The sequence below is a fragment of the Mycobacterium sp. IDUB_36 genome (genome assembly GCF_055419225.1).
The window spans coordinates 472,084-487,823 of record NZ_JBVAXH010000001.1 but is presented as its reverse complement, the minus strand read 5'-3'; the positions used below and the strand labels follow the sequence as shown (position 1 = coordinate 487,823).

At 67.3% G+C, this 15,740-nt stretch carries 15 protein-coding genes and 1 pseudogene; 7 read left to right on the top strand and 9 right to left on the bottom strand.

Features of this window, described 5'->3' with window-relative positions; translation table 11 throughout:
* The first annotated feature begins 20 nt into the window (after window positions 1-20).
* On the top strand, window positions 21-485 hold the full coding sequence (gene dut / locus ACZYW1_RS02280; RefSeq protein ID WP_463782924.1) for a dUTP diphosphatase: 465 nt from the start codon (window positions 21-23) through the stop codon (window positions 483-485).
* Between the two features lie 61 nt (window positions 486-546).
* Complete coding sequence (locus ACZYW1_RS02275; protein ID WP_463782922.1) at window positions 547-1,317, top strand: DUF3710 domain-containing protein; 771 nt, start codon at window positions 547-549, stop codon at window positions 1,315-1,317.
* 30 nt (window positions 1,318-1,347) lie between these two features.
* Here the strand turns inward: ACZYW1_RS02275 and ACZYW1_RS02270 are convergent, their stop codons facing one another.
* Window positions 1,348-2,046 carry an alpha/beta fold hydrolase gene (locus ACZYW1_RS02270; protein WP_463782920.1) on the bottom strand — a complete coding sequence of 233 codons (699 nt, stop codon included), beginning with the start codon at window positions 2,044-2,046 and terminating at the stop codon, window positions 1,348-1,350.
* 101 nt (window positions 2,047-2,147) lie between these two features.
* Between ACZYW1_RS02270 and ACZYW1_RS02265 the strand changes: the two genes are divergently transcribed.
* Window positions 2,148-2,516, top strand: coding sequence for an OB-fold nucleic acid binding domain-containing protein (locus ACZYW1_RS02265; RefSeq protein ID WP_463782918.1), 369 nt, complete (start codon window positions 2,148-2,150; stop codon window positions 2,514-2,516).
* 80 nt (window positions 2,517-2,596) lie between these two features.
* A complete protein-coding gene (locus ACZYW1_RS02260; protein ID WP_463787645.1) occupies window positions 2,597-3,232 on the top strand; it encodes a DUF3159 domain-containing protein in 636 nt (211 codons plus the stop codon).
* On the opposite strand, the gene ACZYW1_RS02255 is transcribed toward ACZYW1_RS02260, so the two are convergent.
* Both ACZYW1_RS02255 and ACZYW1_RS02250 read right to left on the bottom strand, forming a co-directional pair.
* Entirely contained in the window at window positions 3,183-3,845 is a 663-nt protein-coding gene (locus ACZYW1_RS02255; RefSeq protein WP_463782916.1) for a potassium channel family protein, read from the bottom strand. The genes ACZYW1_RS02260 and ACZYW1_RS02255 overlap by 50 nt on opposite strands.
* Window positions 3,842-4,513 carry a potassium channel family protein gene (locus ACZYW1_RS02250; RefSeq protein ID WP_463782913.1) on the bottom strand — a complete coding sequence of 224 codons (672 nt, stop codon included), beginning with the start codon at window positions 4,511-4,513 and terminating at the stop codon, window positions 3,842-3,844. The genes ACZYW1_RS02255 and ACZYW1_RS02250 overlap by 4 nt, the downstream gene beginning before the upstream one ends.
* Window positions 4,514-4,620: 107 nt before the next feature.
* Between ACZYW1_RS02250 and ACZYW1_RS02245 the strand changes: the two genes are divergently transcribed.
* Window positions 4,621-6,612 carry an APC family permease gene (locus ACZYW1_RS02245; protein WP_463782910.1) on the top strand — a complete coding sequence of 664 codons (1,992 nt, stop codon included), beginning with the start codon at window positions 4,621-4,623 and terminating at the stop codon, window positions 6,610-6,612.
* Window positions 6,609-7,823: a class I SAM-dependent RNA methyltransferase gene (locus tag ACZYW1_RS02240; protein WP_463782908.1), complete on the top strand. Its 1,215-nt coding sequence runs from the start codon at window positions 6,609-6,611 to the stop codon at window positions 7,821-7,823. The genes ACZYW1_RS02245 and ACZYW1_RS02240 overlap by 4 nt, the downstream gene beginning before the upstream one ends.
* 4 nt (window positions 7,824-7,827) lie before the next feature.
* On the opposite strand, the gene ACZYW1_RS02235 is transcribed toward ACZYW1_RS02240, so the two are convergent.
* From ACZYW1_RS02235 to ACZYW1_RS02220, 4 genes are all read right to left on the bottom strand, one after another.
* Window positions 7,828-9,117, bottom strand: coding sequence for an ArsB/NhaD family transporter (locus tag ACZYW1_RS02235; RefSeq protein WP_463782907.1), 1,290 nt, complete (start codon window positions 9,115-9,117; stop codon window positions 7,828-7,830).
* Window positions 9,118-9,164: 47 nt separating this feature from the next.
* The gene (locus tag ACZYW1_RS02230) at window positions 9,165-9,611 is read right to left on the bottom strand and encodes a CBS domain-containing protein (protein ID WP_293004417.1); all 447 of its coding nucleotides are present in this window, start codon (window positions 9,609-9,611) and stop codon (window positions 9,165-9,167) included.
* A 111-nt stretch (window positions 9,612-9,722) separates the two neighbouring features.
* Window positions 9,723-10,163: a CBS domain-containing protein gene (locus tag ACZYW1_RS02225; RefSeq protein ID WP_463782905.1), complete on the bottom strand. Its 441-nt coding sequence runs from the start codon at window positions 10,161-10,163 to the stop codon at window positions 9,723-9,725.
* A 28-nt stretch (window positions 10,164-10,191) separates the two neighbouring features.
* On the bottom strand, window positions 10,192-11,493 hold the full coding sequence (locus ACZYW1_RS02220) for an ArsB/NhaD family transporter (RefSeq protein ID WP_463782903.1): 1,302 nt from the start codon (window positions 11,491-11,493) through the stop codon (window positions 10,192-10,194).
* Window positions 11,494-11,844: 351 nt separating this feature from the next.
* Between ACZYW1_RS02220 and dxs the strand changes: the two genes are divergently transcribed.
* Window positions 11,845-13,764 (top strand): 1-deoxy-D-xylulose-5-phosphate synthase, encoded by a 1,920-nt coding sequence (gene dxs, locus ACZYW1_RS02215; RefSeq protein ID WP_463782901.1) that lies wholly within the window; start codon window positions 11,845-11,847, stop codon window positions 13,762-13,764.
* On the opposite strand, the gene ACZYW1_RS02210 is transcribed toward dxs, so the two are convergent.
* Both ACZYW1_RS02210 and ACZYW1_RS02205 read right to left on the bottom strand, forming a co-directional pair.
* Window positions 13,745-15,037: an HRDC domain-containing protein gene (locus ACZYW1_RS02210; RefSeq protein ID WP_463782900.1), complete on the bottom strand. Its 1,293-nt coding sequence runs from the start codon at window positions 15,035-15,037 to the stop codon at window positions 13,745-13,747. The two genes, dxs and ACZYW1_RS02210, sit on opposite strands and share 20 nt — an antisense overlap.
* Before the next feature lies 1 nt (window position 15,038).
* A pseudogene (locus tag ACZYW1_RS02205) lies at window positions 15,039-15,676 on the bottom strand (DUF3000 domain-containing protein).
* Window positions 15,677-15,740: the final 64 nt, after the last annotated feature.

Below are 15,740 nucleotides of genomic sequence, written 5' to 3'. Positions count from 1 at the left end.
CGAGGGTAGTCTGTGCCCCCGTGTCGACCAGTCTGGCGGTTGTTCGTCTCGATTCCGGGCTTCCGCTGCCCGCCCGCGCCCATCACGGTGATGCCGGCGTCGATCTCTACAGCGCCGAGGACGTCGAACTGGCGCCCGGACGCCGGGCGTTGGTCGGGACGGGCATCGCGGTCGCCATTCCGCTCGGGATGGTCGGCCTGATCCACCCGAGGTCCGGATTGGCTGCGAGGGTTGGACTTTCGATCGTGAACAGTCCCGGCACCGTCGATGCTGGCTACCGTGGCGAGATCAAGGTCTCACTGATCAATCTCGACCCCACCGCGCCGATCGTGGTGAATCGCGGCGACCGTATCGCGCAGTTGCTGGTCCAGCGCGTCGAGCTGGTCGACCTGGTCGAGGTGTCGTCGTTCGATGAGGCCGGGTTGGCCGATACCTCCCGTGGCGCCGGTGGCCATGGCTCCTCTGGCGGACATGCAAGCCTTTGACCGCCGACGACGATAGATCAGGACAGTGCGATCCTGAAGGGCAGGAGGGGCGGCGCAGCTGATGGCATTTGGCAGACGTAAATCGAAGGACGAACCGGCTCACGATCCGGAAACCGTTGCTACACAACAACATGAGCCGGACGTCGTCGACCCGGTGGTTGACGGCGACCTCGACGGTCCGTTCGACATCGAGGATTTCGACGAGTCCGTGATCGCCACGGAGGGCCGGCTCGACCTCGGCTCGGTGCTGGTGCCGTTGCCGCAGGGCGCGCAACTACAGGTCGAGCTGACCGAGGTCGGGGTTCCGAGTGCGGTGTGGGTGGTGACCGCCAACGGTCGTTTCACCATCGCCGCCTACGCCGCCCCCAAAACCGGCGGGCTGTGGCGCGAGGTGGCCGGCGAACTGGCCGAGTCGCTGCGCGGAGACGGGGCGTCGGTATCCATCCAGGATGGCCGCTGGGGCCGCGAGGTGGTCGGCACTGCAGCGGGTGTGGTGCGGTTCATCGGGGTCGACGGTTTCCGCTGGATGATCCGTTGCGTGGTGAACGGCTCGATCGAAAGTATCGACGCGTTGACCGAAGAAGCGCGAAACGCATTGCTGGACACGGTTATTCGTCGCGGCGACACGCCCCTGCCGGTACGTACGCCACTCCCGGTGCAGCTGCCGGAGCCAATGGCGTCGCAGCTGCGTGAGGCCGCCGCCGGTCAGGCCGCCGGTGCTCAGCCGGTCGCGACGCCGGACGCCGACATCGCCGACGAGGAGTCCGCCGCGCTCGAGCGTCGCAGTGCCTCTGGGTCGGCGATGCAGCAGCTGCGCGGCACCAGCGAGTAGCCGGGTCCCGGGACCGCTCACAGCGGTGCCCTACGTCGCCCGCAGCGCCGCCAGGCAGGCCGCTCCCAGGGCGGAGGTGTCGGCGCCGATCTGGGCCAGCGTGACGGTGCGCAGCGCACCTCGCGGTGCCACCGCCGCCCACTCCCGCCCGACGTCGACGGGGTGAATGGGGTCGTCCTCGGCTGCTGCCACCCCGAGCGGTACCGCGAGTCGCTGGAGCTCGGCCTGCGTGGGGGCCACGTACACGGCGGCATCCTCCAGGGCGTCGGGCAGCTGCGGCCACTGGCCGCGCCAGGACCGGGCCAACTCGTCGGCCAGCCAGGGCGGGCTGGTCGCGCGCATCTGGGCGGTTGTGGCGTCCAGTCCGTCGTGGCGGAGTTGGCGCGCCGACACCTGCGCGGCGATCGCGGCGGTCGCCCCGTCGGGCGAACCGGTCCACGCCGGCAGCGCCGCCAGCACGGCGACCGTGCGTTCGGGATGCCGTAACGCCCAGGCGACGGCCACCGCCGCACCGATCGACACGCCGCCGGCCAGTATCGGCCCTTCTCGCGCGGCGTCGTCCAGATCGTCGAGGTACCCGGCGATCAGCCGGGCCGGTTGTGGTCGCGGTGCCACCAGTTGCGCGCCCGCCTGCCGCAGCGGATCACCGAAGGCCCGGGTGATGTAACTGTCGTCAGAACCCGTTCCCGGGAGTACGACGGCGCGCATGCCGTTCAGGTCGATCTGCACCCCCTGATACTGCCCGGGTGCCGCGTGGCGTCGGGGAACCAATCGGTCTACGGTGTCCGTTGGAGTCACACGACCTGTATTCACGACGCTCAGGAGAGGCCATGGCCGCGGAAGGTTATCTGCGCCGGCTGACGCGTCGGCTGACGGAGGACCCCGAGCAGCGCGACGCCGAGGAACTGTGCGACGAGGCGGTGACAACCGGCGCGCAGCGGGCCATCGACTGCCAGCGCGGCCAAGAGGTCACGGTGGTCGGAACGCTGCGCAGCGTCGAGTGCAACGGCCAGGGCTGCGCCGACGGGGTTCGGGCCGAGCTCTTCGACGGCACCGACACCATCGAGCTGGTTTGGTTGGGGCAGCGCCGGATTCCCGGCATCGAATCGGGACGCACGTTGCGGGTGCAGGGCCGGCTCGGCAAGCTGGAGAACGGCAGCAAGGCAATCTACAACCCGCACTACGAGATTCAGCGGTGAGCCGTGCGGAAGACGCCGGCGACACAGCTGATGCCGTCGACGGTGAACTAGCCGGCGCCGGGCGCACGCCCGCCGACCGGATGATGGAGCAACTGGGCGGTGTCGCGGGGATCGTCTATTCGTCGCTGCCGGTGCTGGTGTTCGTCGGCACCTCGCGACTGCTCGGATTGGCCGTGGCGTCGGCCGCCGCCCTCGGCGTCGCCGCGCTGATCCTGGTGTGGCGCCTGGCCCGCCGCGAGTCGGTGCAGCCGGCCGTGTCCGGGCTGATCGGTGTCGCCGTCTGCGTGCTGATCGCGTACCTGATGGGGGAGTCGAAAGGCTACTTCCTGCTGGGCATTTGGACGTCACTGCTCTACGCGGCGGTGTTCGCGGTGTCGATCCTGCTGCGGCGACCGGTCGTCGGCTACATCTGGAGCTGGCTGCACGGCCACGACCGCGGGTGGCGCGGCGTGCGCCGCGCGGTCCACGCATTCGACGTGGCCACCTTCACCTGGGTGCTGGTGTTCGCGGCCCGCTTCGTGGTCCAGCGGGTGCTCTACGACACCAACCACACCGGGTGGCTGGTGGTGTCGCGGATCGCGATGGGCTGGCCGCTGGCCGCGCTCGCGGCGCTGGTGACGTTCCTGGCGATCCGAACGGCACAGCGCGCGCTGGACGCCAGTGGTGTCACGGCGACGGCAGCAGATGCTGACGCAGTTCCTCTTCCGCCTCGGTGACCGCGACGAAAAGCAGCTCGTCGCCGCCCTCCAACGGCTCGTCGTCCTCGGGGACGATCACCCGGGGCCCACGCAGAATCGTCACCAGTGCAACGTCTCGCGGCAGCTGCAGCTTGCGCACCGGCTTTCCGCCCCACGGCGTGTTGTCCGGAAGTGTGATCTCGACCAGATTGGCCTGACCCCGGCGGAACTCCATCAGCCGGACCAGATCGCCGACCGCCACCGCCTCCTCGATCAGCGACGCCAACATCCGAGGCGTGGACACCGCCACGTCGACGCCCCACGCGTCGGTGAACAGCCACTCGTTGCGGGGATCGTTGACCCGGGCCACCACGCGCGGAACCGCGAATTCCGTTTTGGCCAGCAGGCTGAGCACCACGTTGGCCTTGTCGTCACCGGTGGCGGCCACCACCACGTCGAACTCGTGGGCCTGCACCGACTCCAGCACGCTCACCTCGCACGCGTCGCCCAGGCGCCAGTGCGCGGCCGGAATCGCGTCCTCGTCGATGTGTTCGGGCTTGCGCTCGATCAGCGTCACGTCGTGATGGTTCTCGATCAGTTCGCGGGCCACTGAGCGGCCCACCGCGCCGGCCCCCGCGATCGCGACTCTCATGACTCGGACTCTTCGCTCGGCGGCAGCGCCGCGATGGCGAGTGCCTCGGCGGCGTGCCCGGAGATCGCGGCGATGTAGATCTCGTCGCCGGACTGGATCACCGTCTTGGGTTCGGGGAGTATCCCGGTGCCGAAGCGGATCAGGAACGCCACCCGCGCACCCGTCGCGGACTCCAGGTCGGCGGCCGGCCGGCCGACCCAGTCCTCGTGCAGCGCCACCTCGAGGACGGCGACGGTGCCGCTCGGGTCCCGCCATTTGGCTGTCTCGCTTTCGCGGGTGAGCGCGTGCAGCAGGCGGTCGGTGGTCCACGGCACGGTGGCGATGGTGGGGATGCCGAGGCGCTCGTAGACCTCGGCGCGCTTGGCGTCGTAGATCCGGGCGACCACCCGGCGCACGCCGAACGTCTCCCGGGCCAGCCGTGCCGAAATGATGTTGGAGTTGTCGCCGGACGACACCGCGGCGAATGCGTCAGCTCCCTCGATACCGGCCTTCAGCAGCACATCCCGGTCGAATCCCAGGCCGAGCACCCGTTCGCCGGCGAATTCGGGGCTCAGCCGGGTGAACGCCGTTTCGTCGCTGTCGATCACCGCGACCTCGTGGCCGATCCGGAACAGCCCGTCGGCAACCGACGATCCCACCCGGCCGCAGCCCATCACAACGACTCGCACGCATGCGTCCTCTCGGCCCGGTCAGCCGCAGTGGCCAGCCGGTTTGGGAGACATTCTCGTCTACCGAACCGTACCGGCAGGCACGGTTGCGCTTACTCTTGGCTCTCGTGTCCAAACTTTCGACTGCGGCGCGCCGACTGCTCCTGGGCCGGCCGTTCCGCAGCGACCGGCTGAGCCACACCCTGCTGCCCAAACGGATCGCGCTGCCGGTGTTCGCCTCCGATGCGCTCTCTTCGGTGGCGTACGCCCCCGAAGAGGTCTTCCTGATGCTGTCGGTGGCAGGTCTGGCGGCGTATTCGCTGACGCCGTGGATCGGTGTCGCGGTGGCGGCGGTGATGTTGGTCGTGGTGGCCAGCTACCGGCAGAACGTGCACGCCTATCCGTCCGGTGGCGGCGATTACGAGGTGGTGACCACCAACCTCGGGGCCAACGCGGGCCTGACGGTGGCCAGCGCACTGATGGTGGATTACGTGCTCACGGTGGCTGTTTCGACGGCCTCGGCCATGTCCAACATCGGCTCCGCGATCCCGTTCGTGGCCAGCCACAAGGTGTTGTTCTGCGTGTGCGCGATCCTGATCGTGATGGCGCTCAACCTGCGCGGTATACGTGAATCCGGTGTGGCGTTTGCCATTCCGACGTACGCGTTCATCGTCGGCGTGGGTGCGATGCTCGCTTGGGGCCTGATCCGGATCTACGTGATGGGCGAGCCGCTGCGGGCCGAGTCCGCCGGGTTCACCATGCACGCCGAGCACGGTGCGATCACCGGGTTCGCGTTGGCCTTCCTGGTGGCGCGGTCGTTTTCGTCCGGCTGCGCGGCGCTGACCGGCGTCGAGGCGATCAGCAACGGGGTGCCGGCGTTTCGAAAGCCGAAGTCGCGCAACGCGGCGACGACGCTGCTGATGCTCGGCGCGATCGCCGTCAGTCTGCTGGTGGGCATCATCCTGTTGGCCAAAGAGACGCGCGTGCAGATCGTCGACAACCCCGCCGCGCAGCTCACCGGCACGCCCAGCGACTACCAGCAGAAGACACTCGTCACCCAGATAGCGCAAGCCGTCTTCGGCAGCTTCCACATCGGCTTCCTGTTGATCGCCGTTGTCACCGCGCTGATCCTGGTGCTCGCCGCCAACACCGCGTTCAACGGTTTCCCGGTGCTCGGCTCGGTGCTCGCGCAGGACAGCTATTTGCCCCGCCAGTTGCACACCCGCGGCGATCGGCTGGCGTTCTCCAACGGCATCGTGTTCCTGGCTGTCGCGGCGCTTGCCGCGATCATCGCGTTCCGGGCGCAGGTCACCGCGCTGATCCAGCTCTACATCGTCGGTGTGTTCATTTCGTTCACATTGAGTCAAATCGGCATGGTCCGGCACTGGACTCGCTTGCTGCGCAACGAAACCGACCCCGTTGCCCGCCGGACGATGGTGCGGTCCCGGATCGTCAACACGATCGGCTTCGTGGCCACCGGCACCGTGCTGCTCGTGGTGATGGTCACCAAGTTCCTGGCCGGAGCCTGGATCGCGATCGTGGCGATGGTGCTGCTGTTCGTGCTGATGAAGATGATCCGCAAGCACTACGACTCGGTCAGCCGGGAGATCGAGCAGCTCGAAGACGGCCACGACGTAGTCCTGCCCAGCAAGAATCACGCGATCGTCCTGGTGTCGAAGCTGCACCTGCCGACACTGCGGGCGCTGGCTTACGCACGGGCAACGAGACCCGATGTGCTGGAAGCGATCACGGTCAGCGTCGATGACACCGACACCCGCAAGTTGGTCCGCCGCTGGGAGGACAGCAAGCTCAGCGTGCCGTTGAAGGTCATCGCGTCGCCGTACCGCGAAATCACCCGTCCCATACTGGATTACGTGAAGCGGGTCAGCAAGGAGTCGCCACGCAGCGTGGTGACGGTGTTCCTGCCGGAATACGTGGTCGGCCACTGGTGGGAACACGTGCTGCACAACCAGAGCGCGTTGCGGTTGAAGGGGCGGCTGCTGTTCATGCCGGGTGTGATGGTGACATCGGTGCCCTGGCAACTCAGTTCGTCGGAGCGGGTCAAGGCGTTGCAACCGCACGCGGCGCCCGGCGACGCGCGTCGAGGGATATTCGATTGACCTCGGAGACCACCGCGCTGCCGCCACCGGCGCTGGGCGAGTTGACGCTGACCGTGGGCGATCCGGCCAACGGCGGCAGCTGCGTGGCGCGCCACGACGGCCGGGTGGTGTTCGTCCGGTACGCATTACCCGGTGAGCGGGTCCGGGTGCGGGTCACCGCGGACCGGGGCTCGTACTGGCATGCCGAAACCATCGAGGTGCTCGATCCGTCGGCCGACCGCACCGCGTCGCTGTGCCCGATCGCCGGCGTCGACGGCGCCGGCTGCTGCGACCTCGCGTTCGTCGAGCCGGTCGCCGCGCGTGCGCTGAAAGCCGCGGTGGTGTCCAATCAGCTTGCGCGGCTGGGAAATCACCAGTGGAGTGACGAGGTCTTGGCGCTGGGGCCGACCGGCTCGACCGGTTGGCGGACGCGGATCCGGCTCGACGTGGGACCCGATGGGCGCCCGGGCTTCCACCGGTACCGCAGCGATCATCTGGTCGCCGATGTGAGCTGCGGTCAACTTCCGGCGGGTATGACGGACGGGCTGACCGATACCGCGTGGGCGCCCGGCGCGCATCTGCACGTCGTTCTCGACGACGATGGCCGGCGACATGTGGCACGCACAGTGCGCCACGGCCGGCGCAACGTCACCGATGTGGTCGAGGGCAGTCTGCAGGGTGTGCAGCGGGTCGGCGGGCACCGATGGCATGTGCCGGTGACGGGATTCTGGCAGGCGCACCGCGACGCGGCCCGCACCTACAGTGAGCTCGTGAGCGACTGGGCCCGGCCCGACCCGGGCATGACCGCGTGGGATTTGTACGGCGGCGCAGGACTTTTCGCTGCGGTGCTGGCCGACGCGGTGGGGGAGTCGGGTCAGGTACTCACCGTCGACAGCGCACGGGCCGCCTCGCGGTCGGCGCGTGCGACGCTGGCCGATCATCCGCAGGTGCGGGTGGTCAGCGACTCGGTGCGACGGGCGTTGACCGCGCAGCGCGGCCGCGCCGACGTGGCCGTGCTGGATCCGCCGCGCGGCGGCGCCGGTCGCGAGGTGATCGACCTGCTGGCCGCGGCGGATGTGCCGCGCATCGTCCACATTGGTTGTGAGGCAGCATCATTCGCTCGCGACGTCGGGCTCTACCAGCGGCACGGCTACACGGTCCGCAAGCTGTCGGTATTCGACTCGTTCCCTTTGACGCATCACATCGAGTGCGTCGCGCTGGTGACCCGCTGACACGTCAGGCGAGCACGAAATACCGCAGCCACAGGTAGAGCGCGCACACCACCGTGGAGAGTGCCGTCGCCGCGATGCCTTTACGGGTGAACTCCCAGAACGAGATCGGATTGCCGGAGCGCATCGCGATGCCGATCATCACGATGTTGGCGGTGGACCCGACCGCGGTGAGGTTGCCGCCCAGGTCGCCTCCGAGTGCCAGCGACCACCACAGCACGTCGTGATGCGACTGACCGGGCATGGTTTTCGCTAGGTGGTCGACAATCGGCGTCATCGTCGCAACGTAGGGCACGTTGTCGATCAGTCCGGACGCCACTGTCGAGACGACGAGAATCAGCATCGTCGCCAGCAACATGTTTCCGCCGATTACGCTGGCCGCAACTCGGCCCACTGTGCCGATGAAGCCGGTCTTGAGCAGCGCGCCGACCATGATGAACAGGCCGACGATGAACAACAGGGTGTCCCACTCGACGTTGGCCAGGTAATCCGACTGGTCCGTGCGGGACCACAGGATGAGCGCACCAGCGCCCAGTAGCGCCACGATCGACGGGGCCATGTGGATGTCGGGAGAGACGACGAATCCGGCCAGAACCGCGACCAGGACGACACCGCATTTGATCAGCAGTCTGCGATCGTGCAGCACGTCATCGTCGTCCATCGAGACGACATCGGCGACGCGCGTGGGATCGACGGTGCCGAGGCCGCGGAACAGCACCGGCACGAAGGCGATCAGGACCAACATGACGATCAGAACGACCGGCGCCATGTTCACGAAGAATGCGTTGAAGGACAACCCTTTACGGGCGCCGATGATGATGTTCGGTGGGTCACCGACCAGTGTGGCGGCGCCACCGATGTTGGAGGCGAAGACCTCGGCGATCAGCAGCGGCACCGGATTGATCTCCAGGCGCTCGCACACCAGCAGGGTCACCGGCGCGATCAACAGTACCGAGACGACGTTCGGCAGGATCGCCGACGCCAGGGCCATCACCAGCATCAATAAAATCATGATGCGCACAGGGGAGCCGTCGGCTCGCTTGACCGCCCAGATCGCCGCGTACTCGAAGGCGCCGGTCTGGCGCATAATACTGACGATGATCATCATGCCGAGCATCAAAAAGATGACGTCCCAGTCGATTCCGCTGTCCTGGGAGTAGAAGACATCGGCGGAGTCCATCACCGGCAGGCACAGCATGAGCCCCGCCCCGGCCAGCGCCACGGTGGTGTTGCTGAACCGTTCGCTGATGATAAGCGCGTAGGCGATCACGAACACCGCGATCGCGTAATACATCATCGGCGCGGCCTAGCCGGACAGGTACCGGGGCCGCGGGCGGTGCCCGGTCATTCCTTCAGGGCGGCGGCCAGCAACCGGGACGCGGTGATCACGCCGTGCAACTTGCCGTCCTTGACCACGGCGACCAACGGGCTGCGCAGTCGCGCCATGACCTCGGCCACTTCGATGATGGTGTCGTCGGCCTCGGCGACCGGGATGTGCTGACGTTGCTTGGGCAGCAATTCGCGAATAGTCTTGCCGCTCAACTTCTCCGCCGCGTGATCGGCCATCGTCTCAGTGACCACGCTGGCGAGCCCGGGGTCGTCCTGCACGTATCCGGGCACGATGAAGCGCACCACCTGCGAGGCCGGTAGCACCGCGAACGGCGTCTCGGAGGTGTCGGTAACGACCACCAATCCGTTCAGCCTGTGCTCAGCGAGCAAACGGACAGCGTCAAGCGCATTCGAGTCGATTTTTACTACCGGGAACTTCTCGTCGAGATCCTCTGCCCGCACACCGACACAATACGTCCGCTGGGGGAAAACGGTTAATGGGATGGGTGTAAGGGCTTTCTCAGGTTGCGTTCGAGCTGGTCGCGAAACCCGCCTCGACGTGGCGAGCGTGACTCAGGATTTGAGCGCGGCAGCCAGCAGTCGTGAGGCGGTGATCACTCCGTGCAGTTTCCCGTCCTTGGTCACGGCGATCAACGGACACCGCAGCTGCGCCATTTCGGCGGCCACCTTGATGACGCCGTCGCGGACGTCGACGGACGGGATCTTCTTCGGGGGCTTGGAAACCACCTCGCCGACCGTCTTGCCGGCCAGGCTCTGGGCGTGATCGGTGAGCGGATCACCCATGACTCCGGCCAGCATTATGTTGTCCTGCACGTAACGCGGCAAGATGAGGTGCAGTACCTCAGAGGCCAGCAGCACCGCGCAGGGCTTGCGCGAGGCGTCGGTGACGATGAGGCCCGGCAGGCTGTGCTCGGCGATCATGCGTGCGGCGTCGAGGGCGTCGGAATCCACGTCCACGATGGGAAATTGCTCGTCGAGTTCCTCTGCTCGCACTAGGCCACCATACGACCAACTCTCGCCCCTAGGCGAAGTAGCGCAACCACAGGTAGCCGAGGGAGAGGATGAACGACATCAGGGTCACCGCTGCGCCACGTTTGGTGAAGTCCCAGAACGAGACCGGGTGTCCGGCGCGCTGCGCGATCCCGACCGCGACGATGTTGGCGCTGGCACCGACGGGAGTGAGGTTGCCGCCCAGCACGGTGCCCAGCAGCAGTGCCCACCACAGCACACCCGAGCCGGCGTGTCCGGGAATCGAGTCGGCAAACTCCCCGACAATGGGTGTCATCGCAGCCGCGTAGGGGACGTTGTTGATGACGCTGCCCAAAGTGAACGAGACGGTGAGGATCAGAATTGTCGCCGTCCAGGCATCGCCGCCGGCGAAATGGGCGGCCACCTTCGCCAATTCCTTGATCACACCGGTCCGCACCAGGGCGCCCACCATGACAAACAGCCCGGCGAAGAACAGCAGCGTCTCCCACTCAACGCTGGCCAGATAGAACTCTCGCTCCAAGCCGGAGATCACCACCAGGATCCCGGCGCCGGCCATCGCGACCATCGAGGGTTCCATGTGAATCTGCCGGTGCAACACGAACCCGACGAAAACAATCGACAGCACGATGCAGCACTGCATCAGCAGTTTCGGGTTGCGGATGGCTTCCCGTTCGTTCAGCGACATGACGTCGGCGGCCCGTTCGGGATCGACGACGAAGAAGCCCGGGTACAGGCGCGGCAGGATCGCGATCAGCGCGCAGAGCACCAGCAGCACCGCCGGCGCCATGTTGGCGCTGAACTCGATGAAGCTCAAGTGGGCGCCGGTACCGATGATGATGCTGGTCGGGTCACCGACCAAGGTGGCCGCACCGGCGATGTTGGCGGCAATTGCCTCGATGACCAGAAATGGGGCTGGGTTGACCGCAAGACGGTCGCAGACCAGCAGGGTGACCGGTGCGATCAGCAACACGGTGGTGACGTTGTCGAGCACGGCTGTACCCAACGCCGTGACGATGATCAGCAGGATCATGATCCGTAACGGAGATCCCTTGGCGCGCTTGGCAGACCAGATCGCAACGTATTCGAACGCCCCGGTCTGGCGCACGACGCTGACGATGATCATCATGCCGAGGAGCAGGAACAGCACGTCCCAGTTGACGCCGGTGTCACGCGAGTAGAAAACGTCGTCGGAGCTGATCAGCGGCAGGAAGAACATCAGAATCGCGCCGGCCAGCGCGACCTTGGTCTTGTTGAACCGCTCGGTGGTGATCAGCACATAGCAGACCACGAATACCGCGGAGGCGTAGATGGAGTGGAACAGCGCACTGCTCATCGGCGGTCCTGCCGTCGGGCGTGTGCGTGGCTCGGCATGGACTGGGTAGCGGGCCTCAAGATATGAGCACCGAGGCCAATGGGCGCGCCTTGATGGTCACGCCGTCGTACCCTGACGTCCGTCCGCTAAGCGCGGTGGCGCCGACCGAGCAAGTCATGCCGCACTCCCGAATAGCCTGAATAGCAGAAAGACCGGAACAGCGCGAAACAACCGCCGACCAGGCTTCCCGGCACACCGGGAACATACGTTAGCAGGCTTATCTGTGTTGTTTCTGAGCGCAACAGGTGCCCGGCGAAGTGGTATCCGCGCTGGTCCGCGTGCCTGCCCGGGGGTTCTGCGTACACTGGCTGGATGCTTGAACAGATCCGTGGGCCCGCCGATCTGCAGTACCTCTCGCAGGCTGAGCTTGGAGATTTGGCCGCCGAGATCCGCGATTTCCTGATCCACAAAGTCGCGGCGACGGGTGGCCATCTCGGGCCGAACCTGGGCGTCGTCGAGCTGACGCTGGCGCTGCACCGGGTGTTCGACTCGCCGCACGATCCGATCGTCTTCGACACCGGCCATCAGGCCTACGTGCACAAAATGCTGACCGGTCGGGCCGCGGACTTCGAGACACTGCGAAAGAAGAACGGGCTGTCCGGATACCCGTCGCGCGCGGAGAGCGAGCACGACTGGGTCGAGTCGAGCCACGCCAGCGCCGCGCTGTCCTACGCCGACGGACTGGCCAAGGCCTTCGAGCTCACCGGGCACCGCAACCGGCACGTGGTCGCTGTGGTCGGCGACGGCGCGCTCACCGGCGGCATGTGCTGGGAGGCGCTGAACAACATCGCGGCGGCCCGTCGGCCGGTGGTGATCGTCGTCAACGACAACGGTCGCAGCTACGCGCCGACGTTCGGCGGACTGGCCAATCATCTGGCCATGCTGCGACTCCAACCCGGCTACGAGAACCTGCTCGAGCGCGGCCGCAGCGCGGTGCGGGGCATGCCGGTCTTCGGTGACCTGGCATACCAATTCATGCACAGCATCAAAGCCGGTGTGAAGGACGCACTTTCGCCGCAGTTGCTGTTCACCGACCTCGGGCTGAAATACATGGGCCCGGTCGACGGCCACGACGAACACGCGGTCGAAGCGGCACTGCGCCGGGCGCGCGGATTCCACGGGCCGGTGCTGGTGCATGTGGTCACCCAGAAGGGCAGAGGCTTCGGGCCGGCCGAGGACGACGAAGCCGACCAGATGCATTCGTGCGGAATAATCGACCCGGTGACCGGGCTGGCCACCATGGTCCCCGGGCCGAGTTGGACGGCGACCTTCTCCGAGTCGCTGATCGAACAGGCGACCAAGCGTCGCGACATCGTGGCCATCACTGCCGCCATGCCGGGCCCAACGGGGCTCAGTGCGTTCGGAGATCGCTTCCCGGACAGGATGTTCGACGTCGGCATCGCCGAGCAGCATGCGATGACGTCCGCGGCCGGATTGGCGATGGGCGGCATGCACCCCGTCGTCGCGATCTACGCGACGTTCCTCAACCGCGCGTTCGACCAGATCATGATGGACGTCGCGCTGCACAAGTTGCCGGTGACGGTAGTGCTCGATCGGGCGGGGGTCACCGGCAGCGACGGCGCCAGCCACAACGGCATGTGGGACATGTCGATGCTGGGCATCGTGCCCGGCATCCGGGTGGCTGCGCCCCGCGACGGAGCCCGGCTACGCGAGGAATTGGCCGAAGCGCTGGCCGTCGATGATGGCCCGACGGTGATCAGGTTCCCGAAAGGCGATGTCGGCGAAGACATTCCGGCGATCGAGCGGCGCTCCGGGGTGGACGTGCTGGCGTTGCCCGCCGAAGGTCTCGGCGCCGACGTGCTGCTGGTGTCGGTCGGAACGTTCGCATCGATGGCCTTGGCGGTGGCCGAGCGCCTGCGCGATCAGGGCATCGGTGTCACCGTGATCGACCCGCGCTGGGCGTTGCCCGTGCCGGCGGTGCTGGCGGAGTTGGCGGTGGCTCACAAGGTGGTCGTCACGCTGGAGGACAACGGCGTCGCCGGCGGCATCGGCTCGGCGGTGTCCGCCGCGCTACGCGCCGCCGAGATCGACGTGCCTTGCCGCGATCTCGGTCTGCCGCAAGAGTTCTTCGGCCATGCCTCCCGCGGCGAGGTGCTCGCCGATGCCGGTCTGACCGATCAGCACGTCTCGCGCCGGATCACCGGGTGGATCGCCGCGTTGTCGCGCGATGGCGCCGAGTCCGGCGCCGCGATCACGGAGCGTCTGGACTAGCCGCCGTCGAGCGTAGCGCTGCGGCCAGCACGGGAACGGCCAACTCGCGCTGCCAGTTACGGGCTTGCCCGGCGGCGAGGAATTCGTCGATCGCCGACGCGATGTCGCCGACGGGCTCTTCCCAGTCCCAGCACAAGCGCCGGATCAGCTCGGGCGTGACCAGGTTCTCGGTCGGGATCGATACCCGCTCGGACAGGTCGCGCAGCGCCGCGCGAGCCGCGTCCAACCGGGCCGCGGCTTCGGGCCGCCGACGTGCCCAGCGCGCGGGCGCCGGCGGGCCGTTGGGCGGCTCGGCTTCCTCCGGCGGACCGGGGTTTTCCCTCGCGTACTTGAGCGCGGCCAGCCAAGTGGAAGCGCTGCGGCGTTGCCTCTTGCCGCCGAAGATCGGCAGAGCGACCAGATCTTCCAGGTTCTTGGGGTCGACGGTGGCCGCCTCGACGATCGCCGAATCGGGCAGGATACGACCCGGCGCGATGTCGCGTCGCTGGGCGATTTCGTCTCGTATCGTCCACATTTCGCGGACTGCGGCCAACCCCCGCTGATTGCGCACCTTGTGGATGCCGGAGGTTCTTCGCCAGCGGTCGCGGCGGGTGGTCGGTGGACCCTGGCTCGCGCCGGAACGCAGGAAGTCGAATTCCTCTGCGGCCCAATCAGACTTGTTCTGCTCAGCCAGCACGCCCGCGATCGCCGCACGCAGGTCGATCAACACCTCGACGTCGAGTGCCGCGTAGTTGAGCCACGCTGCGGGCAGCGGGCGTCGCGACCAGTCCGCCGCGCCATGGCCTTTGGCCAACCCGACGCCGAGCAGCCGTTGCGTCATCGCCGCCAGATTGACCCGGTCGAAACCGGCCAGCCTGCCGGCCAATTCGGTGTCGTAGAGCGCCGGCGGCTGCATGCCGACCTCGGCCAGGCACGGCAGATCTTGATCGGCGGCATGCAGAATCCACTCGCCGTCGGTCAACACCTCGGCGATCGGTCGCAGTACGGTCAGGGGATCGCCGCCGTGGCTCACCGGGTCGATCAGCACCGTCCCGGCACCGGCCCGGCGGATCTGAATCAGATAGGCGCGATTCGAGTAACGAAATCCCGAGGCCCGTTCGGCGTCCACTGCGAAGGGACCCTGCCCGCTCGCCAATAGTGTTGCCGCGGCTTGGATCTCGTCAGCGGTGACGGAGAGGTCAGGCACCCCGTCGGCGGGCTGCAGCAGCGGCGTGACGTCGGGTTCCGCGGCGTCGGGCGTGTCATGGGGTGGTTCTGTCGGCTCGGTGGCCATGTCAAACGCGGGACCGGGTGCCCAAATCCGTCACCCCGACCGGCGGCAGCCCCGCGGCGTGCTCGAGTACTTCGCAGAACGCCTCGACATGGGTACCGATGTCGGTGGTGAGTGCGGTCCAGGACGCACGCAGCTCCAGCTGGTGGGCCCGCGGCGGCCCGGAGATGTCGCCGTAGCGCACCGAGGTGGTGGCGGTGACGGTGCCGCCCAGCGCGGTGACCTGCTCGGCCCGCGCGTCCAGTGCCTCGACCAGCCAGCTCCACGCGACCTCGGGCAGCAACGGGTCGACGGCTTCGCTGGAATCCAGGTCGGCCTGGATGTAGGCGACCAGGCGCATGGTGCCGTCCCAGGCGTCGGCACCCTCCGGGTCGTACAACAGGATCAGTCGGCCGAACGCGTCACCGTCGGACCGCTCCGGGACGATGTCGACCTCGGCACGTTTGACCTCGGCGCCGAGCGCATAGCTGTAGGGCGCCAGCCGCTGCGGCGGCCGGATGGGTCCCAGCTCGATCTCGGAACGAACGGTGGCTCCGCTCATCGCCTCCACGGCCTCGCGAAACGGGGCGGGCTCGGCTGCTGTCATGGGCGCCGCTCCTCCTCGTCGCTTCGCTCCGCTGCGCAGAGATGCGGGCTTTTCACAGCGTTTGACGCTAGACCTATCCGGCGACACGCGGACACAGGCGCGCCGTTCGAGAGGCCGGGG